Genomic DNA, 23,989 nt, shown 5'->3' with positions numbered 1-23,989 from the left:
TGGGACGGCGGGTTTCCTGATTGCTGCCGATCAGTACATCAAAGAACAAACCGACGATCTTTATGATTTGTCGGCCAAAGACAAAGCCTTCCAGAAAAATAAAGCTTATGTCGGTGTGGAACTGGTGCCATCTACCCGCCGCCTTGCGCTGATGAACTGTTTACTGCACGGCATGGAAGGGGACGACGAAGGCGTGGTGCACCAGGGCAACGCGTTGGGAATGGCGGGCACCAGCTTACCGCGCGCGGATATCATCCTCGCGAACCCACCGTTCGGTACGTCAAAAGGCGGGGAAGCGAGCATCACGCGCGACGACCTGACGTATTCCACCAGCAACAAACAACTGGCTTTCCTACAGCACATTTACCGCAACCTGAAACCGGGTGGCCGCGCCGCCGTCGTGCTGCCGGATAACGTGCTGTTTGAAGCGGGCGTTGGCACCAGCGTGCGCCGCGACTTGATGAACAAATGCAACCTGCACACCATCCTGCGTTTGCCAACCGGCATTTTTTACGCCCAGGGCGTGAAAACCAACGTGCTCTTCTTCACCAAAGGCAGCGCCACCGACAAATTACAGAGCGAAAACTGCACCGAAAACGTCTGGGTTTACGACCTGCGTACCAATATGCCGAGCTTTGGTAAACGCACACCGTTTACCGAAAAACATCTGCAACCGTTTGAAAGCGTCTATGAGAAAAGCCCGCGCGAAGAAGGCGAATGGAGCTTTAACGCCGCAGAGATTGAAGCGCCAGACAGCGAAGAAAACAAAGACGTTACCGACAAACTTGCCACCAGCCGCTGGCGCAAGTTTACTCGCGACTGGATCCGCGATACTAAAGGCGATTCACTGGATATCTCCTGGCTGAAAGATGACAGCAGCGTAGATGCCGCCAACCTGCCAGAACCGGGCGTTTTAGCCGCAGAAGCGATGAGCGAGCTGGTGCAGGCAATCGGTGAGCTGGACGCGCTAATGCGCGAGCTGGGCGCAGGCGACGAAGCCGATGCGCAGAAAGTGCTGTTGGATGAGCTGTTGGGGGAAGGGAAGTGATGGCTGAGGCATTTGGGAATTTGCCTGATGGGTGGGTGGCTACGGATTTAGGCGAATATTTGTATTTGAAAAACGGGTTCGCTTTTAAAAGCAATGATTATGTGCTGCCCAGTGACACTACCTATCCGGTGATAAGAATATCAGATCTGGATGGTAGTGTTGCAACATCGGAAAAAGCTGTCCATGTCCAAAATGCACCAGTTGGGTTCGAAATTATAAAGGGTGATTTGTTGATTGCAATGTCAGGTGCAACGACAGGAAAACTTGGTCTATTTATAGACAAAATCCCTGCACTTCAAAATCAACGTGTCGGTAAGCTGATGTTCTGCGCTGAAAAATATGGAAACATTACATACAGAAATTATTTATTATCATATTTATCAAGTGATATATTAAAAATTGCTTATGGTGGGGCGCAGCCAAATATATCTGGTAAAGCAATTGAGTCGCTGGTTATCCCTTTCGCTCCTTACGAGGAGCAGAAAGTTATTACGGCTAAGCTCGATGTTATTATAGCCCTAGTCGACAGTATCAAAACCCGTCTCGATCAAATCCCGCAAAGCCTAAAACGTTTCCGTCAGGCGGTGCTGAGTGCTGCGGTGAGTGGCAGATTAACTGCTGACTGGAGGGGTAGTCATACTTATCATAGTGTGAATCTCAATCTTTCAAAATATAATATTTCGACGAGTTTCTCTACTAATTGGAAAGTTAAAGTCTTGAGTGATTCATGTAGTATTATATCAGGGAATGCATTTAAAAGTACGGAGTTTAACGACTCTGATGGCGTGCCAGTAATAAAAATATCGAATGTACAATATGGGGATTTTGAAATAAAAAATCAACAGTTCCTTCCGTTGCCATATCTCACGCAATTTGAACGATATCAAATAAAACCTGGTGATGTCTTAATGGCTCTGACGCGACCAATAACTAATGATACATTAAAAGTATGTAGATACCCTGAGGGACAACCCGTGGGGGTTTTAAATCAACGAGTGTGTAAATTTAGTTTCTCCAATTCTACTGAGAAATATTTTTTTGAAGTACTATTCCAGTCTGATTATTTCAAAGTTCAAGTTTCAGATAAGTTGTCAGAAACGCTCCAGCCAAATTTATCTCCTAAAGATCTAAAAAATCTAATTGTGGTATTACCAGGTGAATTTGAGCAGAAAGAAATTCTTAGACGAGTCGAAAAACTGTTTGCCTGGGCCGACAATATCGAAAAGCAGGTGGCTGAAGCACAAAAGCGCGTCAATAACCTTACTCAGTCGATTCTGGCTAAAGCGTTTCGCGGTGAATTGACCGAACAGTGGCGCAAAGACAATCCGGATTTAATCAGCGGGGAAAACAGCGCCGCTGCTTTACTGGAAAGAATCAAAGCGGAACGTGCGGCGCAAACGAAGAAACCTAAGAAGAAGGTGTGACTTTGGCTGAAAGCTCTCTGCCTGGCAGAGAGCTTTGCTCGAGTGACTGCTACGCCATTTGAACCTGAGTCCGCAAGAATCGCGGCGTTTTCAAATCATCTACCAGAGTATTGACCAGCCTCATCAACAGCCCGCTGATTAGCTGTGACGTTTGTCGTGATAACGCATGGCAGATAAGCACGTGCGTTAGCGCCTGGCTGTAATCACATAAATCATCGGAATCCGCAAACACCTGGGAAGCGGGGAATTCTGATGGATGATTGACAGATAATTGCTCGATAAGTGCGGTAGACAATGGTTTATCAAGATTCTCTTTTAACGCATCCAGATGGGCATAAAGATGTTGGCAAAGCACTTTGCATTCGGCTGGGGTTTCGCTATCAATCAGTATATCGGCTAATAATTCGCAGCGTTCGGCGAGATCGATAATGTCGAGATTTTTGGTGCTGATTACTACTGGATTCGAAAATAAAGATTTCATACGGATGTTCTCTGCTAAGCGTTTTAAAACCACCGCAGGAAACGCCAAGTTCGCTGGTGGTGGGCTGGATAGGGTTGGCGTACCGACCTTAGCAGACATCGGCGCATCTCATGATGCCCCCATCCAGCTCACCATTACTACTTGCAACGCGAGTATAACCCGATCGCTATGAAGTAATGGAGCTAAACATGCATAAGAATTAAATGCATGTGTCTCTACTAAGATTCAGGACGCCAATCCTGGCACCTGATTTTGCAGGTGCGTATAAAATATATTGCTAACCCATTACCAAAAAAGAGTAGCTTTCTTCACTTTGAAAGCCGCTCGCAAAATACTTTCAATTATTGCAATTACTGAAAAATAGCCGTCTGGAACTAATCAATGTGCGCCGAATAATAATCATGAAGAATGATTGGTAAATACATTAAAGCGCCAGCAGCACATTAATCACCGCCGGATTATGCTCCAGCATCAGTAATATTTTGAGTGATGGCCCGGAAGGAATTCGACGCTTTTGTTCCCAGCTTTGTACCAGAGAGGGGCTCACGCCAACCGCCTGGGCGAACTCTTCTTGTTTTAAACCGCTGGTTTCACGTAAAGCTTTTACATTGGGAATTGCGTGGCGATGGACTCGTGCTGGCTGCATTTCGCCTTTTTCAATAGCCACCATCTCTTCCATGCTTTGCACAAGTTCTTCGAAAAGTTGCTTATCCATCATGTTGTCCTTAAATCTTCGTGATGAAGAATTGATAATGCCTGATCCAGATGTTCCGTTAACCGCTTGAATACGGCTTTTTCCGCTTCCGTCATATCGTCCTTGACGTTTTTTGCGTAAATCGTCAGCAGATAAAGCCGGCCTTTGGAAGTCACTGCGTAATAGATAACCCGCACGCCGCCACGTTTTCCTGTACCGGGGCGATTCCATCTGAGTTTCTTGCAGCCCCCGGTGTTCCTTATTGTGTCGCCGACCACATGTTGCCTGATCAAATACTCCTGAAGCTGTTGGAAGGTGTCATCATCCAGCAAACCTTCGCGCTGCCTGACAAATGTTGGCGTTTCGACAAACTCAAAATATTCCATCATGCGCGTTGTCCTTGCGGTCTATTTTTAATCGTACTGTGTGCGAGTGTCAATCGTTTTTTTTCGTACACAGTACGAAGTTTGGTGTTGATTTGGATACCGTATCAATTTGCACGGGTGACTTTAAATTTATCGGCACTGTAAAAAAATGTGCTTAAAAGGTTTGTGGAAAGCGCCTCGCAAATAATTCATTTTCATCTTTATATGCATCATGGCGGGTGAGACGAACGAAGGCATTTCTGCTAACGTTTGGAAAACAAGCGTGAATCTGGCTGGGTAAATCCTGGCGGTGAAAGATAAGAATAGGGACTCAATGTTCAAAAAGGTACTCATCTGGCTGACCCTTACCGTGCTGTCTGGCGGCGGTGTGGTTTTCTACGCGTTGAATCAGCAGTATGAGGAACAAAGCGCGGAGTTTCGGATTCTGTATCGTGATATCACGGTTAAGCTTTCGCAAAACGATGTCATTCTCGCGCTGCTTTCTAACAGCAGCGACCCGGCGGTTGTGCAGCAAAAGTTCCCCTATATTTTACGTTGGCAAACTAAGCCTCATGAACCGCCGCGCCCGGACATTAATCCCGCACGAGCCGGAACGTACTGGATAAATTCACCGCAAGGTTCTTTACTCATTGATTTACCTACCTTGTTGGCTGATTTCGTCCGTACGCAGAAATTTCGCCACTTTAGTTTAAGCTGGCGAGGTACACCGCTTCTGACTCAGGGCGCTGAAGGGAAAGGGGATTGGTGGCGCTGGGAGAAAGAGGTGGCAAGTCCTTCTCAACCACTCAATCTTGCGGTAACCAATAATCCTGACTGGCGAGGCTTGCCCTGGTTAATGCTGGTCCTGGTGGGCGGCTTCTGGGCGGCGGCAATCTACTTTTATACTCAATATCAGATGACCAAACGCCAGCGCAATATCGCCGATTTACGCGCTCACTTTTCAGAGCTGGCGCGCCTGAATGCGATGGGTGAGATAGCGGCGGGGATGGTGCATGAGCTAAATCAGCCGCTCACCGCTATTCTCAGTTATTCACAAACGGCACAACGGCTTATTGCCCATCAGCAGGCCGAAAAAGCACAACCGTTGCTTGATGCTTCAGTTATGCAAACAAAACGAATCAGCGCGCTGTTGCTGGCGTTCCGGGAAAAATTGAATAGCGAGGAGCAGCCCTTACAGCCAGTTAACCTGCGGGAGGTTTGGGACCGTGTGGTGATACTTTTAGGAAATGAAATTGAGCGCGGTAAAGTCACAGTGATTAATCACACTCCTGAAACACTGCCACCGCTGATAGCCTCTCCGTTGGGGATTGAGCAGATATTCCATAACCTGCTCAATAATGCGATTCAGGCGCAGCAGCAAATAGCGCAGGGGAAAGCCTGGGTCGAGATCAATGCTAGCGAAACCGCAAACAGTATCATTTTGACGGTAACGGATGGCGGCCCAGGGCTGAGCGAACAGGCGCTGGAGCAAGTTTTTATGCCTTTCTTCACGACCCGCAAAGAGGGGCTTGGGCTTGGAATGGCGCTGACCGAAACCTTAGTTCAGCGGCTTAATGGCAGCATTCAGGCTGAAAACAGTGCCGCCGGAGGCGCATGTTTTACGGTGATTTTCCCACTTACTCAAAAGGGGGCGTAATGGGGCAACGTATCTATCTTATTGACGATGACGAAGCAATACGCTTTTCGTTAAGTGCGCTGCTGGCAACGATGGGCTGGGAGACGCAAACCTACGATAGCGTGCAACGCTTTCAGGAATCTGAACCTGATTTGCAAAGCCTGAACGGCTGCTTGCTGCTGGATATTCGGATGCCGGGAAAATCGGGCATTACGCTGCTGGAAAACTGGCAGCAAATGGGCAGTACCTTGCCGGTTATCATGATGACGGGACACGGTAGTATCGATCTTTGCCGTCGGGCATTTAAGAACGGAGCCTTTGAGTTTCTGACCAAACCCATCGACGCCGATTTGCTGCTTGAAACGGTGGGTGCCGCCCTGGAACAGCAAAAAGAGAGCCAGCAACAACGGGAAAGCCAGGCTGATTTACAGGCGAAACTGGCAACACTTTCAGCCCGCGAACAGGAAGTCATGGCGCTGATTATTCAGGGAAAATCCAACAAAGAGATGGCGCGAGATCTTTCGTTGTCGCCACGAACTGTCGAAGCGCATCGCGCCAGTTTATTTGCCAGGCTGGAAATTAACTCGCTAGCTAAGCTGATTAAAATCTATGGCGGTCTTAAAGGGACTACGTAAAATTACCTGGTTTACCAGGTATTCGCCCGAATAGTTTCGTCTTCAATAGTTGATTACCGTAACTCCTGTAAATTAAACACTCCGAGTTGAGGGAAGAAACCATGAAAAAATCCATCTTGTTAGCGGCAGCCTTATTCAGTAGCGCCGTAGCAATGCCCGCTTTTGCCAGCAGCGTGTTGACTGAAAAAAATCTCTCACTGGAGTTTGCCGATAAGCTCGCTCAAAGCGCCATTCAGGCTTGTAGCGCCAAAAACTACAATGTTGCGGTAACCGTTGTGGACCGTGCAGGCGTTGTGAAAATAGTAAAACGCATGGATAACGCAGGCCCTCATACCGTTGAAGCCAGCCGTATGAAAGCGTATACCGCTCTGACCACCAGAAATGCCACTGGCGACGTTATGAAGAGTGCGCAGGATAACGCCGGTGCGCAGAATATGCGTGACATTCCAGGCTTCCTGCTATTAGGGGGTGGGGTACCGGTTAAAGTCGATAATCAGACTATCGGCGCAATTGGTATTGGCGGTGCGCCGGGCGGTCATTTGGATCAGCAATGTGCGGTTGATGCTCTTGAGGCGAATAAAGCAGTCCTCAACGCATCCTGATAAAGATTTTCGTCACGTTGCAGGCATATTTTCACCTGCAACGTGACGGCTAAAAGCAACAGTGAAAATATTCCCCTTTGCCCATGTTAAAATTTTTTGTCAAAATAAAATATTGAGCGTCAAATACTCTGAGTATTACACGGACGTTTTTTATACATTGATGGGAAATTAGGGAATTAAAATGAAGTCTATTTTCGCGCTTATGTTGAGCCTGATATTATCCGGGTGTACAGCGAGTGACTGGGTGGAGGCCGCTGGTGGAATCATGCAGGCGACTGATAAAAACCAAAAAGACGCCAGAGATAATCGTATAAAAGCGGCTAACAAAGCTGCAGGGTATTAAGGCTTACCAACTGCAATGGTGAATTAAATATCCTTCATTTGTATATGGTTATTGGCGAAATTAAATTCAATGAACTGTGGGCATGCCTTACCAGATATTTTCATGCCCTCAGATATTTTACACCTAAACTTACTCAGCCGTTTTTTCTCCAGGCATGCTTCTCAGAGCGTCAATATCAATGTCTGCATCATTTGTTTCCAGCAGTTGCGTTAACAAAAGAAGATTATTGAATTCATTCAGTAATATCTCAGCGTCGCTCTTCAAGGGGGTATCAGCCGCATCTAAAGCTGCGTTGATTGCTTTTCTGACGTTTTCAAGCATTTCATTCATACCGCCATTTTTACCAATGGTCAGTAATAGTGCCCCGATAAGCAAAGACTGAGCTTCAACTTTTGCAGCCAGTTGCTTGGCTTCAGCATCCATTTTAGAAATTTTTGCTATCACACCCAATATCAAGTTTTTCATAAAAGACCTTTTTCTAGTCAGATAAGCCCTTAGTAAAATAAGGGTGAGGTTTGTTTGATGAAAATGAAAATAGCTTATGTTGTGACTGCATACCACTCCCTGATTGAACAAGTGTGCTGTATGTATTGATGGCGAAAATCACCGCGCTAGCAGGAACCACTGATTACATAAATTGGTATTTTCTATACATCTTCTCTTTTCTACCCGCTAAGCTTTCTATAACGAAATAAACTCCCTTTCTTTCATCAGCTTAAATAGCACATTTCACCCCCTGCAAGAGTTTCAGCAGGGTCTATCCTTAATAAAGACGCCCAAAAATGCAGCATTTCGCGAATACCCCTGTTAACAGGATGTTGTATTGATAATAGTTATCATTAACATAGGGCGTTGGCCTTTGGGCGGAAAACATGAAGAGGTGAACTATGGATGTGCAAACCGGTAGCTTCGATCCCAATGAACATGTCTGGCAGGGATTAACGCTAACCCCTGATGCGGCGGCACATATTCGCAAACTGGCAAGCCAACAACCGTGCTTTCTCGGTGTGCGTCTGGGCATTAAACAGACCGGATGCGCGGGGTTTGGTTACGTACTGGATACGGTTAAAGAGCCGAAGCCGGAAGATCTCCTTTTTGAAACAGACGGCGCAAAACTGTGGGTTCCCCTATCAGCGATGCCGTTTATCGACGGAACGGAAGTCGATTATGTGCGCGAAGGATTAAATGAAATTTTCAAATTTAACAACCCAAAAGCACAGCACGAATGCGGCTGCGGTGAAAGCTTTGGGGTGTAGGCGGGATTATGTCACGTAATACTGAAACGTCTGAAGAAGTGCAAACCTGGGCAGGTAGCCATCATTATAAAGAAGGCTTTTTCACCCAGTTGAAAACCGACGAAATGGCGCATGGCATCAATGAAGATGTGGTGCGGGCGATCTCTGCGCGGCGTAATGAGCCGGAGTGGATGCTTGAATTTCGTCTGAGCGCTTATCGTGCCTGGCTGGAAATGGAAGAGCCGCACTGGTTGAAGGCGAATTACGAGAAGCTGAACTACCAGGATTACAGTTATTACTCCGCGCCATCGTGCGGAAGCTGTGATGACAACTGTGAATCGCAGCCCGGTGCTGTCCAGCAGCCTGGCAGCAATGCGTATCTGACCGGTGAAGTTGAAGAGGCGTTCAAGCAGCTTGGCGTGCCGGTTCGCGAAGGCTCGGACATCGCCATGGACGCGATTTTTGACTCCGTTTCTGTAGCCACTACTTACCGTGAAAAACTCTCCGAACAGGGCATTATTTTCTGCTCGTTTGGCGAGGCGATTCATGAGTTCCCTGAACTGGTGCAAAAGTACTTGGGCACCGTGGTGCCGAGTAACGACAACTTCTTCGCCGCGCTCAACGCCGCAGTAGCATCCGACGGTACCTTTATCTATGTGCCAAAAGGCGTGCGTTGCCCGATGGAACTCTCGACCTATTTCCGTATCAACGCCGAGAAAACCGGTCAGTTCGAACGCACTATTTTGGTGGCGGATGAAGGCAGCTACGTCAGCTATATCGAAGGGTGTTCAGCTCCGGTTCGCGACAGCTATCAGCTTCACGCGGCGGTAGTGGAAGTGATCATCCATAAAGATGCGGAAGTAAAATATTCGACCGTACAGAACTGGTTCCCGGGCGATGGCAACACTGGCGGCATTTTGAACTTCGTGACCAAGCGTGCGTTGTGCGAAGGGGCGAACAGCAAAATGTCCTGGACGCAGTCTGAAACCGGCTCGGCGATTACCTGGAAATACCCGAGTGTGATCCTGCGCGGGGATAACTCCATCGGCGAGTTCTTCTCCGTGGCGCTGACGGCGGGCCATCAGCAGGCAGATACCGGTACCAAGATGATCCACATCGGCAAAAACACCAAATCGACGATTATCTCCAAAGGGATCTCCGCCGGGCACAGTCAGAACAGCTATCGCGGCTTGGTGAAAATCATGCCGACCGCGACCAACGCCCGTAACTTCACGCAGTGTGATTCTATGCTGATTGGCCCGGATAGCGGGGCGCACACCTTCCCGTACGTGGAATGCCGAAACAATACCGCTCAGCTTGAGCACGAGGCCACAACGTCGCGCATTGGCGAAGACCAGTTGTTTTACTGCCTGCAACGTGGGATTGCTCAGGATGATGCTATCTCAATGATAGTCAATGGATTTTGTAAAGATGTGTTCTCGGAACTGCCGCTCGAATTTGCGGTGGAAGCACAAAAACTATTAGCCATTAGCCTCGAACACAGCGTCGGATAAGAATTAAGGGAAAATTATGCTGAGCATTAAAGATCTACAGGTAAGCGTTGAGGATAAAGAGATCCTGCGTGGTTTAAGCCTGGAAATTAAACCCGGCGAAGTTCACGCCATTATGGGGCCGAACGGCTCAGGAAAAAGTACGCTTTCCGCAACGCTTGCCGGGCGTGAAGACTATGAAGTCACCGGCGGTGAAGTGCATTTTAAAGGCAAAGACCTGTTGGAATTGTCGCCTGAAGACCGTGCGGGCGAAGGCATTTTCATGGCGTTTCAGTATCCGGTAGAAATTCCTGGCGTCAGTAACCAGTTCTTCCTGCAAACCGCGCTGAATGCGGTGCGTGAATATCGTGGCCTTGAAGAGCTCGACCGTTTTGATTTTCAGGATTTGATGGAAGAGAAAATCAAACTTCTGAAAATGCCAGAAGATTTGCTTGCTCGCTCGGTGAATGTGGGGTTCTCCGGCGGTGAGAAAAAACGTAACGACATTCTGCAAATGGCGGTGCTTGAGCCTGATTTGTGCATTCTTGATGAGTCCGACTCCGGGCTGGACATTGATGCGCTGAAGATTGTTGCTGAAGGGGTGAACTCCCTACGCGACGGCAATCGTTCGTTCATTATCGTGACGCACTACCAGCGTATTCTTGACTACATTAAGCCTGATTTCGTGCATGTGCTTTATCAGGGCCGAATTGTGAAATCCGGTGATTTTAGTCTGGTAAAACAACTGGAGGAGCAGGGTTATGGCTGGCTTACCGAACAGCAGTAACAGCAACGCCCTGCAACAGTGGCATCACCTGTTTGAAACGCAGGGCGAAAAACGCAGCAAAGAAGCGCAGGAGCATATGCAGCAAATGCTGCGCCTGGGGCTGCCAACCCGTAAGCATGAGAACTGGAAATATACGCCGCTTGAAGGTCTGTTGAATAACCAGTTTGTTTTGCCTGTGGCGGAATCACTGACCGAGATCCAGCGAGATGCACTTGCGTTATCGGCAGATGCGTGGCGTTTGGTATTTGTGGATGGACGATACAGCAGCGAATTAAGCGACGATCTGACTCACAGTGGTTTTGACATAACCGTTGATGAAAAGCGCGATTCCCTGCCAGCGGCTGTCCAAGGTGAAGTATTCCTGCATCTCACTGAAAGCCTCGCTGAGACAGTAACGCACATTCGCGTTGCGCGTAATCACAGCCCGGCAAAACCGCTGTTGCTGATGCATATCAGCCGCGGAAGTGCGCAGGGTGAAATGAATACCGCGCACTATCGCCATCACTTATCTCTTGGCGAAGGGGCAAAAGCGACGGTTATCGAACATTACGTTAGCTTTGATGAGCTCGCGCATTTTACCGGCGCGCGCTTTACCGCTGATGTGGCGGCCAACGCCCAGTTGCATCATGACAAACTGGCGTTTGAAAATGCGCAGAGTTATCACTTCGCCCATAACGATTTAATTATCGGCCAGGATGCTACGGTTGAAAGCAACAGCTTCCTGCTCGGGGCGGCGGTATTGCGCCACAACACCAGCACGCGGTTGAACGGTGAAAACACTCAACTGCGCATGAACAGCCTGGCGTTGCCGATCAATAACGAAGTCTGCGATACCCGCACCTGGCTTGAGCATAGCAAGGGTTATTGCAACAGCCGCCAGTTACATAAAACCATCGTGCGCGACAAAGGCCGTGCGGTGTTCAACGGCATGATTAAAGTGGCGCAGCACGCGATTAAAACTGACGGGCAGATGACCAACAATAACTTGTTGCTCGGACGTCTGGCGGAAGTGGACACCAAACCGCAGCTTGAAATTTATGCCGACGACGTTAAATGCAGTCACGGTGCGACGATTGGCCGCATCGACGATGAACAGATGTTCTACCTGCGCTCTCGCGGTATTAAACAGCAGGCAGCGCTTCAGATGATTATTTTTGCCTTTGCCGCTGAGCTTACGGAAAGCATTCGTGACGAGGCTTTAAAACAGCAGGTGCTGGCGCGAATCGGTCAGCGTTTTGCAGGAGGCGAGGCATGAGTTTTTCCATCGAACGGGTACGTGCTGATTTTCCGATTTTAAGCCGGGAAGTAAATGGGCAGCCGTTGGTCTATTTAGACAGCGCCGCCAGCGCGCAAAAACCGCAGGCCGTGATTGATGCGGAACTGGATTTTTATAGCCACGGTTACGCTGCGGTGCATCGCGGTATTCACACGCTAAGTGCCGAAGCCACTCAGCTCATGGAGAATGTGCGTAATCAGGTTTCACGGTTTATTAATGCGAGCTCACCCGAAGAAATTGTCTTTGTTCGCGGTACTACCGAAGGGATCAACCTGGTCGCCAACAGTTGGGGGCGCGCCAATATTCAGGCCGGAGATAATATTATTATCTCCGCGATGGAGCATCACGCCAACATCGTGCCGTGGCAGATTCTCTGCGAGCACACGGGCGCTACACTGCGCGTGATCCCGCTAAATCAGGATGGCACGTTGCAGTTGGATGTGTTCCCGACGCTGATTGATGAACGTACAAAACTGCTGGCGATCACCCAGGTTTCTAACGTGCTAGGTACGGAAAACCCGGTGCGGGAAATGATCGCCACCGCGCATCAGGCGGGTGTAAAAGTGCTGGTGGATGGCGCGCAAGCCATCATGCATCACGCCATCGACGTCCAGAATATGGATTGCGATTTCTATCTTTTCTCCGGGCATAAAATTTATGGCCCAACGGGGATCGGCGTGTTATACGCCCGTGAGGAAATCCTGCAAAACATGCCGCCGTGGGAAGGGGGCGGGTCAATGATTGCCAGCGTGAGTCTGACGGAAGGGAGCACATACGCTGCCGCACCGTGGCGTTTTGAAGCGGGTACGCCCAATACCGCGGGGATTATCGGCCTGGGAGCGGCGCTACGCTACGTAGAGAGCCTTAACCTTGCCGAGGTGAGCGAGTATGAGCAATCGCTTATGCGGTACGCTCAGCAGGCGTTAAAGACGGTCCCGGATTTAACGATTTACGGGCCGGAGCACCGCCTGGGTGTGATCGCGTTTAATTTGGGGAAACATCACGCTTATGACGTGGGCAGCTTCCTGGATAATTATGGCGTAGCGGTTCGTACCGGGCACCATTGCGCGATGCCGTTGATGGCGTTCTATAAGGTTCCGGCGATGTGTCGCGCGTCGTTTGCTATGTACAATACCGAAGAAGAGGTGGACCGCCTGGTGGCAGGGTTACAGCGCATCCATCGTCTGTTGGGCTAACAGGGAGAAAGCCATGGCTACGTTGCCAGACAAAGACAAATTACTGAAAAATTTTAGCCGCTGCGCCAGCTGGGAAGATAAGTATCTCTACATCATCGAGCTGGGCGGGCGGTTGCCCGCGTTGCCGGTGGAGGCGCACAAAGCAGAAAATACTATTCAGGGCTGCCAAAGCCAGGTGTGGATTGTGATGCAGCAGCAGCCTGACGGTGTGATTACGCTTGAGGGGGACAGTGACGCCGCGATAGTCAAAGGGCTGATTGCTATCGTGTTTATTCTCTACCAACAGATGACCGCCCAGGATATTGTCGCGTTTGATGTACGTCCGTGGTTTGAAAAACTTGAGCTTGCACAGCACCTTACGCCTTCCCGCTCACAAGGGCTTGAAGCAATGATCCGCGCTATCCGCACCAAAGCCGCCAATCTTAGCTAAACTCAAAGAACAGCTTTCATCCTGTTAACGCGAGGTAATTTTATTGCCTCGCCGGGCTTCAGCATTCCGGCGTTCTGCCGGTGAATACAGGAATACAATATGAAATGCGCGTTCTCAAAAATAACTCTTCTTTTTATCAGCGCTCTGGCGGCAAGCCAGTCGGCGTGGGCCGTCGATTATTTACTCCCGCCTCCGGGGAGCCGGATAATCGGTGAGAATCAAACTTATGTTGTACCGAACGACGGGAAAAACCTCGAAACTGTTGCTGCGAAATATAATACCGGCGTGCTGCTTCTGCTTGAGGCGAACAATACGGTCGATCCGTTCCTGCCAAAACCCGGCAGCGAGCTGACCATTCCTTCGCAAATGATTTTGCCGGATACGCCGCGCATCGGGATTGTTATTAATCTCGCTGAACTCCGGCTGTATTACTATCCGCCGGGGCAAAATCGCGTGGAGGTGTACCCGTTGGGGATTGGTCAGCTTGGGCGTGAAACGCCGGTGATGGTGACGCGTATCAGCCAGAAAATCCCTAACCCAACCTGGACACCAACGGCTAATATTCGTGCCCGTTCAGCAGCTCAGGGCATTACGCTGCCTGCAGTGGTGCCCGCGGGGCCAAATAACCCCCTTGGGCGTTATGCGTTACGCCTGGAACAGGGGGGCGGTGAATACCTCATTCATGGTACCAATGCGCGTAATAGTATCGGGCTACGCGTGAGTTCTGGCTGTATGCGAATGCGTGCGCCGGATATCAAAGCGCTGTTTAGTCAGGTGGCGTGGGGGACGCGGGTGCAAATCATTAATGAGCCGGTGAAATTTACCACTGAACCGGATGGACGACGTTTTGTGGAGGTGCATCAGCCGCTGTCGCGTAACGATTGGGAAAATCCACAGACCGTCCCTATTGCAATCTCAGCTTCATTTGGTTCGTTTATCGACAACCCAATGAGCGACAAAGCGCAGGTTGATAGTGCTATCGCGCGGCGGGCGGGGTACCCGGTTCTGGTGAATGCTGCGCAGGGTGTTCCTTCCCAGCCGGTGAATATTACGCCGATACAGAGCGTCAGGACAACGCTGGGAAGTCCATCGGTGACAAACAGCAGTGGAAGTGTGGTGAGTGGGCAAAACAGCGTGGTGATGAATTAGCGGAATTCAGGCAAAAAAAATGGCGCACAATGTGCGCCATTTTATTAACAAGTACTCTTACTTACGGTAAGAGTGAGCTTGGTTGTCCAGACGCTGGTTAGCGCGTGCTGCGTCGTCTTTAGCAGCTTGAACGTCAGAACGCATTGCGTTCACGTCGTTGCTCAGCTGATCAACTTTAGCGTTCAGAGTCTGAACGTCAGAAGACAGTTGATCGATTTTAGCGTTAGAAGAACAACCTGCCAGCATAGTAGAAGCCAGGATTACCGCGCCCAGTACCAGTTTAGTACGATTCATTATTAATACCCTCTAGATTGAGTTAATCTCCATGTAGCGTTACAAGTATTACACAAAGTTTTTTATCTTGAGAATAAATTTTTGATGGGAATGCACTTAAATTTGATCGTTCGCTCAAAGAAACACCGAACCGGGGGCGAAAATGAAAAAAAATAGAAAAAACAGAGGATTTTAATCGGATTCATCTTACTAAAAGTCGAGTTAAATAGAGCAAGCCGATTTGCTTTTTAATTCAGATTGGCTATTTAGACCCATAAAAAAAGCGCCCGCAGGCGCTTTTTAAGCAAATTATTCGTTCACAACATTATTACAGAACGTGAACAGATGCAGTATTGGTCGTACCACTTGGTACCAGAGCACCAGAAACCATCACTACGATGTCGCCTTTACGAGCCAGGCCGCTTTCCAGCGCAACTTCTTTACCCAGACGGTAGAAATCATCAGTAGATGCGATTTCTTTAACCAGCTGTGGAACAACGCCTTTGCTCAGCACTAACTGACGAGCAGTTACTTCGTTAGTGGTCAGCGCCAGAATAGTTGCGTTAGGGAAGTATTTACGTACAGCTTTAGCTGATTTACCGCCCTGAGTCGCAACAACAACCACTGGAGCTTCCAGTTTTTCTGCAGTTTCTACAGCGCCGCGGCAAACTGCTTCGGTGATGCGCAGTTTACGGCTGTCCTGGTTGTTGTCCAGACGGCTGGTCATCACGCGGTCAGTACGCTCACAGATGGTTGCCATGATGGTCACAGCTTCCAGTGGGTATTTACCTTTCGCAGACTCACCGGACAGCATCACTGCGTCGGTGCCGTCGATGATGGCGTTAGCAACGTCACCCGCTTCTGCGCGAGTTGGACGTGGGTTTTTGATCATAGAGTCGAGCATCTGAGTTGCAGTGATAACAACTTTACGAGCGCGAACACATTTCTCAATCATCATCTTCTGCGCGAAGATAACTTCTTCAACCGGGATTTCAACGCCCAGGTCACCACGAGCAACCATGATGCCGTCAGAAGCTTCGAGGATTTCGTCGAAGTTGTTCAGGCCTTCCTGGTTTTCGATTTTGGAGATGATCTGGATGTTTTCGCCGCCATGAGCTTTTAAATGCTCACGGATTTCAACAACGTCAGAACGTTTACGGATAAAGGACGCAGCAACGAAATCAACGCCTTGCTCGCAACCGAAGATCAGGTCTTGTTTGTCTTTTTCAGCCAGTGCTGGCAGAGCAATAGAAACGCCTGGCAGGTTAACGCCTTTGTTTTCGCCCAGGTCGCCGTTGTTCAGTACTTTACAAACAACGTTTTTGCCTTCGATTGCAGTCACTTCCATACCGATCAGACCATCGTCTACCAGTACGGTGTTGCCAACGCTCAGATCGCTGGTGAAACCTTCGTAAGTCACAGCAACGATATCGCTGTTACCTACAACAGTTTTGTCAGTGGTGAAAGTAAAGGTCTGGCCCGCTTTCAGGGAAACGTCGTTGCCGCCTTCCAGTTTGATGGTACGGATTTCAGGACCTTTGGTATCCAGCAGAATCGCTGCTTTCTTACCGGTTTTTTCCATCACGTTGCGCAGGTTCTTGATACGCTGACCGTGTTCTTCGTAGTCACCGTGGGAGAAGTTCAGACGCATTACGTTCATGCCAGCATCAAGCATTTTGCTCAGCATTTCTTCTGATTCGGTTTTTGGACCGATGGTGCAAACAATTTTAGTCTTTTTCATGACAGTCTTATCTGTAAGTTGAGAAGGATTGTGAAAATTCGGTTCCGGTAGATACGGGCGCCGGAGCGCAAACTAAAGCTGGTATTGTTCATGTGCCACCCGGTAAGGATAGGTGACAGAAATAAAGCGTGCAGAGGAAAGTGTGCTTGCGGTTCAGCCTGCCGAAGATATTGATTGCTTTCTAGTGTAATAGGACAGTTCAATGCGCTGAAACCATTCAAGTCAGGACCTCGCATATTATAGAGGTAACTTGCTGCGAAAGGAATTAAAAACGCTGTTTCAAATTTAGAGTGCGCAGAAATAGACCGATGTGTTATCAGTGCGTTAAGAAAAGATTAATGAGATGGGGAATGCAAAATGATCTCATCCACATTATCAGGAATAGAGCATTAACAAAACAATGAGCTGGAGATTTTCTGTTCATTCGAATCAAATATAAATGATTTCTTAAAATAATTTTGCGGAATATAATATTTTTTTGAAAAAGGTAACTGGCTGCTTGCATAATGCCCAGCCGCGGAGCCTTAAACCCACCCCTGGCTTTTTATATTAGTGACGAGTTTTAAATGATTAAGATTATTATCCCCACGGTTATTGTCATGGCTTTCTTTGTGGCGTGCGGGAATGCACCGGCGAAGCGTATTGCGCAATGTGAACGTCACGGTGAAAAGGATGGGGTCTGTGCCGCCCAGGAATGGGATTTTGATATGGATAGCCCCTATTCAGACAGCGATCTTTCAAACCTGGCAGGGCGCGTCAAAGCTCAAGAGTGAACCCTGACGCGTTAGCATTTTAGTGTTAATTACCAAACAGAGCAGGGTTAAACCGCGCGGGCTATTTTGTCACCCGCCCGCCGCGCGGTCGAAGGCAGCAAACTTGCTGTTGCCACGTAACCATCGGGATCAAGACAGCGATCCCGCTCCAGCGCCTGCTCAATAATTTCCCCATCCCAATACACTTTCTTACGGTGATCGCCCTGCGTGGTGAGCGTGGCCTCCATGACGCCATCAAGGGCGCGGTGCCGGCGCCAACTCCCGCCTGGCACTGAGATCACCGAACCTTCTTGCGCAACAATCGTCACTTCTTCACCCGGGCGATTCCAGGTCACTTCCAGGGTACCTTTAAACACCATCAGCACCTGAACATCCGGGCAGCAATGGAGTCCCACACGATGCCCGTCCTGAATTCGCAACCACTCAACCGAGAAACCGTGGGGATTCAGAATCGCCGGGGCGTTGTGGCGGTCTTGTGAAATCCCATAACCAATCACCGGGGCTAGTTCACCGCCGTGCTGCGGCAAGACAGAATCCAGCAACGCATTGCTTGACCAGCGACGCTGCTCGCCCGTTACCGCTCTCTGGCTCATCTCTTCAATTGAATAATCCCGCAGCGCAGCAATATGTTCCGCGCCGAGCGGTTGCAGTAGGCTTGCTTCATCAGGAACCGTGTCTCCGGCGTTAACGTCAATCAACATATTGTCACGGCTGAGATACAACCCGTATTCACGCGCCGCCTCAAGAATGGATGGATGCCAGATGATACCGCCGGTGTTATTCCCGCCCAGCACGGTAAACACCATGCCGCAGGTATCGGTTGGGCTCACGTTAGTAAAGCCGCGGAAAATCCATGTTGGAATCGACAAAATTGCCGGCGCGCTAAATTCCGCTTCATGTTCGCCGTTCGCTCCCCAGCGAAAACGCCAGCTCCCTTCGTGAATCAGAAACACCTCGGCGGTGAAATGCAGATGCAGATTATTAGTTACTCCTTTAGGCATGGCCGCTGCCCCGATATTAAAGCCGTGCGGCTCGGGGATATTCACCACCTGCGATGCCGACTGCGTAACGCCCGGGCCAATAAAGGAATAGTTTTGCTTGAGATGCGAGCCCGGTAGTTTGCAGTCGATAAACGCCACGCTACATGAAACGCGATCTTCCGGGCGGACCAGGCGACGCTGGGCTTCTTCCTGGGTCAGAGTGATAGTTTGCATTTTCATTCTCCTTTAATAACCAGATGAACCGCTTGCAGGCGGGGCTTCACCACGCGTTGCTGCGATGGCGGCGCGTGCGGCACTGCCTAATTGCATGACATCGTTGGCGGGTGTGACGAAGTGGAACCCCTGTGCCAGGCGGTTCGCGGCGGCCTGGCCGGACGTACAAAAAATTCCGGCGAGTTTGTTATGGGCGCGGCAACGGCTCAACACGTGCTCTACCGCTGCCAGCATTTCGGGATGTTGTGATTCAGCGCTGGCGCTGCCGGTAAGCGTTAAAGAGAGATCGTTTGGCCCGATAAACACGCCATCGAGTCCGGCCGTATCAAGAATCGCATCCAGGTTATCGAGCCCTTCGCGGGTTTCAATCATCGCCAGCGTCAAAATCTCTTCATTGGCATACTGAGGATAATCTTTGCCGCCGTAGAGCAGGGCGCGAGCAGGGCCAAACGAGCGGTTGCCGAGTGGCGGGTAGCGGCAGGCGGCAACAAATTGCTTTGCCTGCCCGGCGGTGGAAATCATCGGGCAGATAATGCCCCAGGCACCGGCATCGAGCAGGCGCATAATTTGTGCCGGTTCGTTGCTACTCACCCGAGCCAGGGGCGTGGCAGGTGTGGCAGAAATTGCCTGTAGCATCGACAGGGCGCTGGCGAAATCAATCATACCGTGCTGCATATCGACAGTGACGGAATCATAGCCCTGATGCCCGGCGATTTCGGCGCTGTAACTTGAGGGAATCGCCAGCCAGCCGTTGATAATCGGCTGTTGCTCACGAAAGGCGTTTTTAAGCAGATTTTTTCTCAAAATTTTATCTCCTGTATCCAGTTGCGCATGGCGATGGCGACGCGCTGCGGCGTTTCGAGCGGTAAGAAATGGCCGCTATCGGGAAGGGTTATCCAGCGGGCGCGGGGTATGGCTTCGGCAATGGCCTGATGGTGAAGCGCGGTACAGATAACATCGTGCGCACCGTTGAGAATGAGCGTGGGTGCCATAAATGAAGCGAGTATGGCGCGGTGGTCTTTGCGGGAAATAGCGACTTCCGTCTGCCGTGCAAAGGTTTCTATGCCGCACTCTTCAGCCATTTGTACGATGGTGCGATGAAGCGAGGCGTCATCCAGTCGCTGCGGGGCAACGTAGCGCGGCCAGAGGTTTTCGGTCAGCCAGCGCGTAATGCCCAGTTTTGCCGCATCACGAACTGCTGCACGCCTGGTGGGGGCATTTTCAGGAAGATCGCTGAACGGGTTAACGGATAACAACGCTAGCCCGACAATTCGCTCAGGCGCGAGCGCCACCATTTGCAACGCGACTATCGCGCCGAGTGAAAATCCCGCAAGGCAAAAACGCGGCGGCAGAACCGCCAGCAACTGGCTTGCCAACGTTTCGGCGCAATCCCCCGCTGTCAGCGTGATGCAGCTAAAATGGGTGACATTAAGCTGTTCGATAACCGGCTGCCACAGTCGACTATTGCACAGCGTGCCGCCGAGCATGACGAGCGGCGCATCATGATTTTCCAGCAGTGAAGTCGTGTTCATGTTGCCGTCCATCCCCCGTCGACCATCAGCGATGTGCCGGTAATAAGCGCCGAGGCGGGCGAGGCCAGAAAGACTACCGGCCCCATCACATCTTCCAGCGTACCTAACCGTTTCAACTTAATGTTGCCGAGCACATAGCGGCTGAAATCGGGGTCAGCCAGGTTGGCGCGGGACAGCTCGGTATCAATAAAAGTCGGGCATAAGGTGTTGACGCGAATCCCCGCTTCGCCAAGTTCCAGCGCCATGGTTTTGGTCAGCCCTTCGAGAGCAAATTTTGACGCACAATAGACGCTGCGTTGCGGGCCGCCGACGTGGCCCATTTGCGATGAGATATGAATAATTGACCCGGCGATTTGGCGCAGCGTCATGCGCCGCGCAACCTGCTGGCTCAAAAAGAAGGTTGCCCGCAGATTCAGCGCCATGACGGCATCAAAATTTTCTTCACTCACCTCAAGAAACGGCTGGTGGCGCGCAAGCCCGGCGCTATTGACCAGAATGTCAAAATCCGGGAGCGTTTGTAGCGTCTGAGAAACCCGCGCCGTATCGGTGATATCCAGCGCCACGCCCGTTAAATGCAGCCCTTCTGCAGCCGCACTTTTCACGGCATCTTCTAGTTGCTGGGTCTGGCGGGCAATAATCCAAACCTGCGCCCCGGCGCGTGCCAGGGCAATAGCCGCCGCAAAACCGATGCCCCGTGAACCTCCGCTCACCAGCGCACGGCGTTTATCCAGACGAAATTCTGGCGTGCGGGGAAGGGCCATCATCATGAGGCCTTCTTCACATTGACTGCGGGTACCGACCCTGCGTAAGGCACCTCCTGGTTACCGTAACGACGCACGCGAAGATTGGCCTGCTCCGCATGACCGGCAAACCCTTCCAACTGGCACAGACGCGAGCAATAGCTGCCAATTTCTGTCGAGGCTTCATCGCTCAATACCTTCTGCCAGGTGCAGGTTTTCATGAATTTACCCACCCAGAGCCCGCCGGTATAACGCGCTGCTTTTTGTGTCGGCAGCGTGTGGTTAGTGCCGATCACTTTGTCGCCATACGCAACATTGGTGCGCGGGCCGAGGAACAGCGCCCCGAAGTTGGTCATATTTTCGAGGAACCAGTCATCACGCGTGGTCATGACCTGCACATGCTCTGATGCAATACGGTCCGCTTCCTGCAGCATCTCGTCGTAGCTATCGCAGACGATGACTTCCCCATAATCTCGCCACGCCTGGCGGGCAATCTCAGCGGTTGGCAATTGGGTTAACAGGCGTTCGACTTCGCGCATTGTTTCTTGCGCAAGTTTCAGGGAGTTGGTCAGCAAAATGGCGGGCGTCGTCACGCCGTGTTCGGCCTGGCCGAGCAGATCGGTGGCGCACATTTCGGCATCCACACTTTCATCGGCGATGATCAGCGTTTCCGTTGGGCCAGCAAACAAATCAATACCCACCCGGCCAAACAGTTGGCGTTTCGCTTCGGCAACAAACGCATTGCCGGGGCCAACCAGCATATCGACCGGCGCGATGGTGTCCGTGCCCAATGCCATCGCACCAATCGCCTGAATGCCGCCTAACGCGTAGATCTCCGTTGCGCCTGCCATCGCTTGCGCCGCCACAATAGCCGGAGCAGGGCGGCCATTAAACGGAGGCGCACAGCTAATAATGCGTGAACAACCCGCGACGTTGGCGGTGATAATTGACATATGCGCCGAGGCCAGCAGCGGGTATTTCCCGCCGGGTACGTAACAGCCCACGGCATTAATTGGAATATTTTTATGGCCGAGAATAACGCCTGGGCGCGTTTCGATTTCCAAATCGGTCAGGCAGCTTTTTTGTGCAGTAGCAAAATTGAAAACCTGCTGCTGGGCAAACTCGATATCTTTAATATCCTGACGGCTTAACTGTTTAATACAGGCATTAATTTCTTGCTGAGATAAACGATAATCCTGGCGATCGTAATTATCGAACTTAATGGATAATTCCCGAATAGCTTCATTCCCGCGCTGTTCAATATCGGCCAGCGTATTTTCGACCACAATACCGATCTGTTTATTTGCCTGTTGACGTTCAGATAATGATTTACCGGTTTTTAAATAGCGAGCCATAACGTTCTCCTTTCCTGTTTTATGCGTAACTGTCCCGCCCGTCAAAACGGGTGCAGGGCGATAATCGGATTAAATAAGGGGTTAAATATTAAATTTTATTCGCGTAATCCTGAGTCGCAGATATTTTTGGTATTTGTGTTGCGGACATTTTTATCTGACGTTGATTCACACTTCGTGCGGCCATTGGGGTGAGGAATGCCGCGAGCATGCTCAGGGCGCCAATCATCAGGTAGCCCGAAGATAAATTGACATGCTGTAACATTAGCCCCATGGCCACCGGGCCAATAAACATCCCGACAGAATAAATTGTCTGGAATAAACCCATACGCGTGGACTGTTCATCTTCCACGGTGTTAACCACGCTCAGCGACATAAATACGGCGAACGCCATACCAAATGAGAAGCCCGCAACGGCCTGCAATATATAGATAAGGTACATGTTGCTGGTGAACGGAATACCGATGCTGGAGATCACCTGCAGGATAATGCCGATCACGGCGGTGTTCACCAGACCGAGGCGTTTGTAAAACACCGAGCTACACAGTGCGATAGCTAACGCGTAGAAAATCAGATGCACGTTACTGAGCAGCGTCAGGATCCCCGCTTTGGCACCGAGCTGCTGGGCATAGATGGGTGTTAGCGTATCGCGAGTGGCGAAAGGAACCAGGATAACAATTGTTGCTAACAGGCCGATAAACCATACGGATGAATCGCCTAGCTGGCGTTTCGCGCTGTTGATACAGGCTTTAAGCGTGGGGGCGCGAGCAGCATCGTGAAATTCTTTAATACGAAACGTCAGAATTAGCGCCAGCAGCGCTGAAACGCTGGAGACAAAATAGCCGATGTTTTTGTCAAAAAAGTGAATTAACACGCCGCCGATGCAGTTGCCGAGGAAAACCCCTAACGGCCCGGCCAGCGCCAGTAGCGCGACTGCGGCAGGCGCATCTTTTTTATCAAAATAGCGAATAAACAAGATGTTATACAAAACCCAGGTTGCCGCGGTGAAGCCATCCGCGGCTTTCGCCAGATAGAGCGTGGTGGCGTTTGGTTCCAGATAAGCAATCGGCCAGGTTATCAGCGGGAGCAGCAAACTGAACTGGATAAAGATTTTTCGGCTTTTGACCACATCGGACAAAATACCAATCGGGAAACGAACAAACAGCGTTGCAAGCCCGCTTGCCCCCATAATCATGCCAACCACTTCTGGCTGCATTCCTTCGCTGATCAACATGGGTGCCAGGAATGCATCGATACTGTGGATGCAAATAAAAAACAGCACGCTAATGGTAAAAAACAGTCTGACCTCGGAGCGACTAAATAGTGCACGAAACATGGTGGTGAACCTCTTTAAAATGAGTGGGTTATAACCAATCAAGTACGGCATTAACCGGTGCGTTTCTCTGTCGCGACTGCTTATCACCGGTAAAACTGACGGCGTTTTTGATGTCTTCTGCATACGTATTCAAAGGTTGAAGTTACGAAAAGGTTTCAGTTTTGTAAAGGCACATAATGTAAATGTGAAAAAAATAATTTTGGTTGTTGCATACGCATGCAAAGATGGTGTAAGTAT

27 protein-coding genes are annotated in these 23,989 nt (G+C 50.1%); 14 read left to right on the top strand and 13 right to left on the bottom strand.

All coding sequences use genetic code 11. From position 1 onward, the window contains the following. Positions 1-1,048: N-6 DNA methylase (locus tag AB1E22_RS21780; protein WP_367597290.1), on the top strand; the 1,048-nt coding region annotated here is incomplete at its 5' end. Beyond that, positions 1,048-2,472: a restriction endonuclease subunit S gene (locus AB1E22_RS21775; protein WP_367593609.1), complete on the top strand. Its 1,425-nt coding sequence runs from the start codon at positions 1,048-1,050 to the stop codon at positions 2,470-2,472. The genes AB1E22_RS21780 and AB1E22_RS21775, both read left to right, overlap by 1 nt. A 49-nt stretch (positions 2,473-2,521) precedes the next feature. Here the strand turns inward: AB1E22_RS21775 and AB1E22_RS21770 are convergent, their stop codons facing one another. The 3 genes from AB1E22_RS21770 to AB1E22_RS21760 all read right to left on the bottom strand — a co-directional run bounded on the left by AB1E22_RS21770 (position 2,522) and on the right by AB1E22_RS21760 (position 4,033). Then, positions 2,522-2,953: a hypothetical protein gene (locus AB1E22_RS21770; protein ID WP_367593608.1), complete on the bottom strand. Its 432-nt coding sequence runs from the start codon at positions 2,951-2,953 to the stop codon at positions 2,522-2,524. Positions 2,954-3,377: 424 nt separating this feature from the next. After that, positions 3,378-3,668 carry a NadS family protein gene (gene nadS / locus AB1E22_RS21765; protein ID WP_367593607.1) on the bottom strand — a complete coding sequence of 97 codons (291 nt, stop codon included), beginning with the start codon at positions 3,666-3,668 and terminating at the stop codon, positions 3,378-3,380. Continuing rightward, complete coding sequence (locus tag AB1E22_RS21760) at positions 3,668-4,033, bottom strand: type II toxin-antitoxin system RelE/ParE family toxin (protein WP_367597291.1); 366 nt, start codon at positions 4,031-4,033, stop codon at positions 3,668-3,670. The genes nadS and AB1E22_RS21760 overlap by 1 nt, the downstream gene beginning before the upstream one ends. Positions 4,034-4,346: 313 nt before the next feature. Between AB1E22_RS21760 and AB1E22_RS21755 the strand changes: the two genes are divergently transcribed. The 4 genes from AB1E22_RS21755 (at position 4,347) to AB1E22_RS21740 (ending at position 7,228) form a co-directional block, all read left to right on the top strand. Then, positions 4,347-5,669 (top strand): sensor histidine kinase, encoded by a 1,323-nt coding sequence (locus AB1E22_RS21755; RefSeq protein WP_367593606.1) that lies wholly within the window; start codon positions 4,347-4,349, stop codon positions 5,667-5,669. Continuing rightward, positions 5,669-6,283, top strand: coding sequence for a response regulator transcription factor (locus AB1E22_RS21750; RefSeq protein WP_367593605.1), 615 nt, complete (start codon positions 5,669-5,671; stop codon positions 6,281-6,283). The genes AB1E22_RS21755 and AB1E22_RS21750 overlap by 1 nt, the downstream gene beginning before the upstream one ends. Positions 6,284-6,384: 101 nt before the next feature. Beyond that, the gene (locus tag AB1E22_RS21745; protein WP_367593604.1) at positions 6,385-6,885 is read left to right on the top strand and encodes a GlcG/HbpS family heme-binding protein; all 501 of its coding nucleotides are present in this window, start codon (positions 6,385-6,387) and stop codon (positions 6,883-6,885) included. 181 nt (positions 6,886-7,066) lie between these two features. Next, positions 7,067-7,228: a hypothetical protein gene (locus AB1E22_RS21740; RefSeq protein WP_367593603.1), complete on the top strand. Its 162-nt coding sequence runs from the start codon at positions 7,067-7,069 to the stop codon at positions 7,226-7,228. Positions 7,229-7,357: 129 nt separating this feature from the next. On the opposite strand, the gene iraP is transcribed toward AB1E22_RS21740, so the two are convergent. After that, positions 7,358-7,693 (bottom strand): anti-adapter protein IraP, encoded by a 336-nt coding sequence (gene iraP / locus AB1E22_RS21735; protein ID WP_367597289.1) that lies wholly within the window; start codon positions 7,691-7,693, stop codon positions 7,358-7,360. Between the two features lie 422 nt (positions 7,694-8,115). Here iraP and sufA point away from each other — a divergent pair, with 422 nt between their 5' ends. The 7 genes from sufA (at position 8,116) to ldtE (ending at position 14,791) form a co-directional block, all read left to right on the top strand. Beyond that, positions 8,116-8,484, top strand: a complete 369-nt coding sequence (gene sufA, locus AB1E22_RS21730; RefSeq protein ID WP_367597288.1) for a Fe-S cluster assembly scaffold SufA — start codon at positions 8,116-8,118, stop codon at positions 8,482-8,484. Positions 8,485-8,492: 8 nt separating this feature from the next. Next, positions 8,493-9,977: a Fe-S cluster assembly protein SufB gene (sufB, locus tag AB1E22_RS21725; RefSeq protein ID WP_367597287.1), complete on the top strand. Its 1,485-nt coding sequence runs from the start codon at positions 8,493-8,495 to the stop codon at positions 9,975-9,977. A gap of 16 nt (positions 9,978-9,993) precedes the next feature. After that, complete coding sequence (gene sufC, locus AB1E22_RS21720) at positions 9,994-10,740, top strand: Fe-S cluster assembly ATPase SufC (RefSeq protein ID WP_367597286.1); 747 nt, start codon at positions 9,994-9,996, stop codon at positions 10,738-10,740. Next, positions 10,715-11,995: a Fe-S cluster assembly protein SufD gene (sufD, locus tag AB1E22_RS21715; RefSeq protein WP_367597285.1), complete on the top strand. Its 1,281-nt coding sequence runs from the start codon at positions 10,715-10,717 to the stop codon at positions 11,993-11,995. Before sufC ends, sufD begins: the two co-directional genes overlap by 26 nt. Beyond that, positions 11,992-13,212 carry a cysteine desulfurase SufS gene (gene sufS / locus AB1E22_RS21710; protein WP_367597284.1) on the top strand — a complete coding sequence of 407 codons (1,221 nt, stop codon included), beginning with the start codon at positions 11,992-11,994 and terminating at the stop codon, positions 13,210-13,212. The genes sufD and sufS overlap by 4 nt, the downstream gene beginning before the upstream one ends. Before the next feature lie 13 nt (positions 13,213-13,225). Beyond that, entirely contained in the window at positions 13,226-13,642 is a 417-nt protein-coding gene (gene sufE / locus AB1E22_RS21705; protein ID WP_367597283.1) for a cysteine desulfuration protein SufE, read from the top strand. A 99-nt stretch (positions 13,643-13,741) separates the two neighbouring features. Continuing rightward, positions 13,742-14,791, top strand: a complete 1,050-nt coding sequence (gene ldtE / locus AB1E22_RS21700) for a L,D-transpeptidase LdtE (protein WP_367597282.1) — start codon at positions 13,742-13,744, stop codon at positions 14,789-14,791. Positions 14,792-14,848: 57 nt separating this feature from the next. On the opposite strand, the gene AB1E22_RS21695 is transcribed toward ldtE, so the two are convergent. The 3 genes from AB1E22_RS21695 to ynhH all read right to left on the bottom strand — a co-directional run bounded on the left by AB1E22_RS21695 (position 14,849) and on the right by ynhH (position 17,041). Then, the gene (locus tag AB1E22_RS21695; protein WP_034455915.1) at positions 14,849-15,085 is read right to left on the bottom strand and encodes a major outer membrane lipoprotein; all 237 of its coding nucleotides are present in this window, start codon (positions 15,083-15,085) and stop codon (positions 14,849-14,851) included. A 307-nt stretch (positions 15,086-15,392) separates the two neighbouring features. Next, positions 15,393-16,805 (bottom strand): pyruvate kinase PykF, encoded by a 1,413-nt coding sequence (gene pykF / locus AB1E22_RS21690; RefSeq protein ID WP_367597281.1) that lies wholly within the window; start codon positions 16,803-16,805, stop codon positions 15,393-15,395. Then, on the bottom strand, positions 16,802-17,041 hold the full coding sequence (gene ynhH / locus AB1E22_RS21820) for a protein YnhH (protein WP_437178400.1): 240 nt from the start codon (positions 17,039-17,041) through the stop codon (positions 16,802-16,804). Before ynhH ends, pykF begins: the two co-directional genes overlap by 4 nt. A 330-nt stretch (positions 17,042-17,371) precedes the next feature. Between ynhH and AB1E22_RS21685 the strand changes: the two genes are divergently transcribed. After that, entirely contained in the window at positions 17,372-17,578 is a 207-nt protein-coding gene (locus tag AB1E22_RS21685) for a hypothetical protein (protein ID WP_367597280.1), read from the top strand. Between the two features lie 47 nt (positions 17,579-17,625). On the opposite strand, the gene AB1E22_RS21680 is transcribed toward AB1E22_RS21685, so the two are convergent. The 6 genes from AB1E22_RS21680 to AB1E22_RS21655 all read right to left on the bottom strand — a co-directional run bounded on the left by AB1E22_RS21680 (position 17,626) and on the right by AB1E22_RS21655 (position 23,752). Further along, positions 17,626-18,792: a cupin gene (locus tag AB1E22_RS21680; protein WP_367597279.1), complete on the bottom strand. Its 1,167-nt coding sequence runs from the start codon at positions 18,790-18,792 to the stop codon at positions 17,626-17,628. Positions 18,793-18,804: 12 nt separating this feature from the next. After that, the gene (locus tag AB1E22_RS21675; RefSeq protein ID WP_367597278.1) at positions 18,805-19,596 is read right to left on the bottom strand and encodes an HpcH/HpaI aldolase family protein; all 792 of its coding nucleotides are present in this window, start codon (positions 19,594-19,596) and stop codon (positions 18,805-18,807) included. Then, positions 19,593-20,324: an alpha/beta fold hydrolase gene (locus AB1E22_RS21670; RefSeq protein ID WP_367597277.1), complete on the bottom strand. Its 732-nt coding sequence runs from the start codon at positions 20,322-20,324 to the stop codon at positions 19,593-19,595. Before AB1E22_RS21670 ends, AB1E22_RS21675 begins: the two co-directional genes overlap by 4 nt. After that, on the bottom strand, positions 20,321-21,091 hold the full coding sequence (locus AB1E22_RS21665; RefSeq protein ID WP_367597276.1) for an SDR family NAD(P)-dependent oxidoreductase: 771 nt from the start codon (positions 21,089-21,091) through the stop codon (positions 20,321-20,323). Before AB1E22_RS21665 ends, AB1E22_RS21670 begins: the two co-directional genes overlap by 4 nt. After that, on the bottom strand, positions 21,088-22,419 hold the full coding sequence (gene hisD / locus AB1E22_RS21660; protein ID WP_367597275.1) for a histidinol dehydrogenase: 1,332 nt from the start codon (positions 22,417-22,419) through the stop codon (positions 21,088-21,090). The genes AB1E22_RS21665 and hisD overlap by 4 nt, the downstream gene beginning before the upstream one ends. Before the next feature lie 88 nt (positions 22,420-22,507). Continuing rightward, on the bottom strand, positions 22,508-23,752 hold the full coding sequence (locus AB1E22_RS21655) for an MFS transporter (RefSeq protein WP_367597274.1): 1,245 nt from the start codon (positions 23,750-23,752) through the stop codon (positions 22,508-22,510). Between the last annotated feature and the right edge of the window lie 237 nt (positions 23,753-23,989).

Source organism: Buttiauxella gaviniae (assembly GCF_040786275.1).
Classification (GTDB): domain Bacteria; phylum Pseudomonadota; class Gammaproteobacteria; order Enterobacterales; family Enterobacteriaceae; genus Buttiauxella; species Buttiauxella gaviniae_A.
This window is presented reverse-complemented; position numbering and strand designations above follow the sequence as displayed.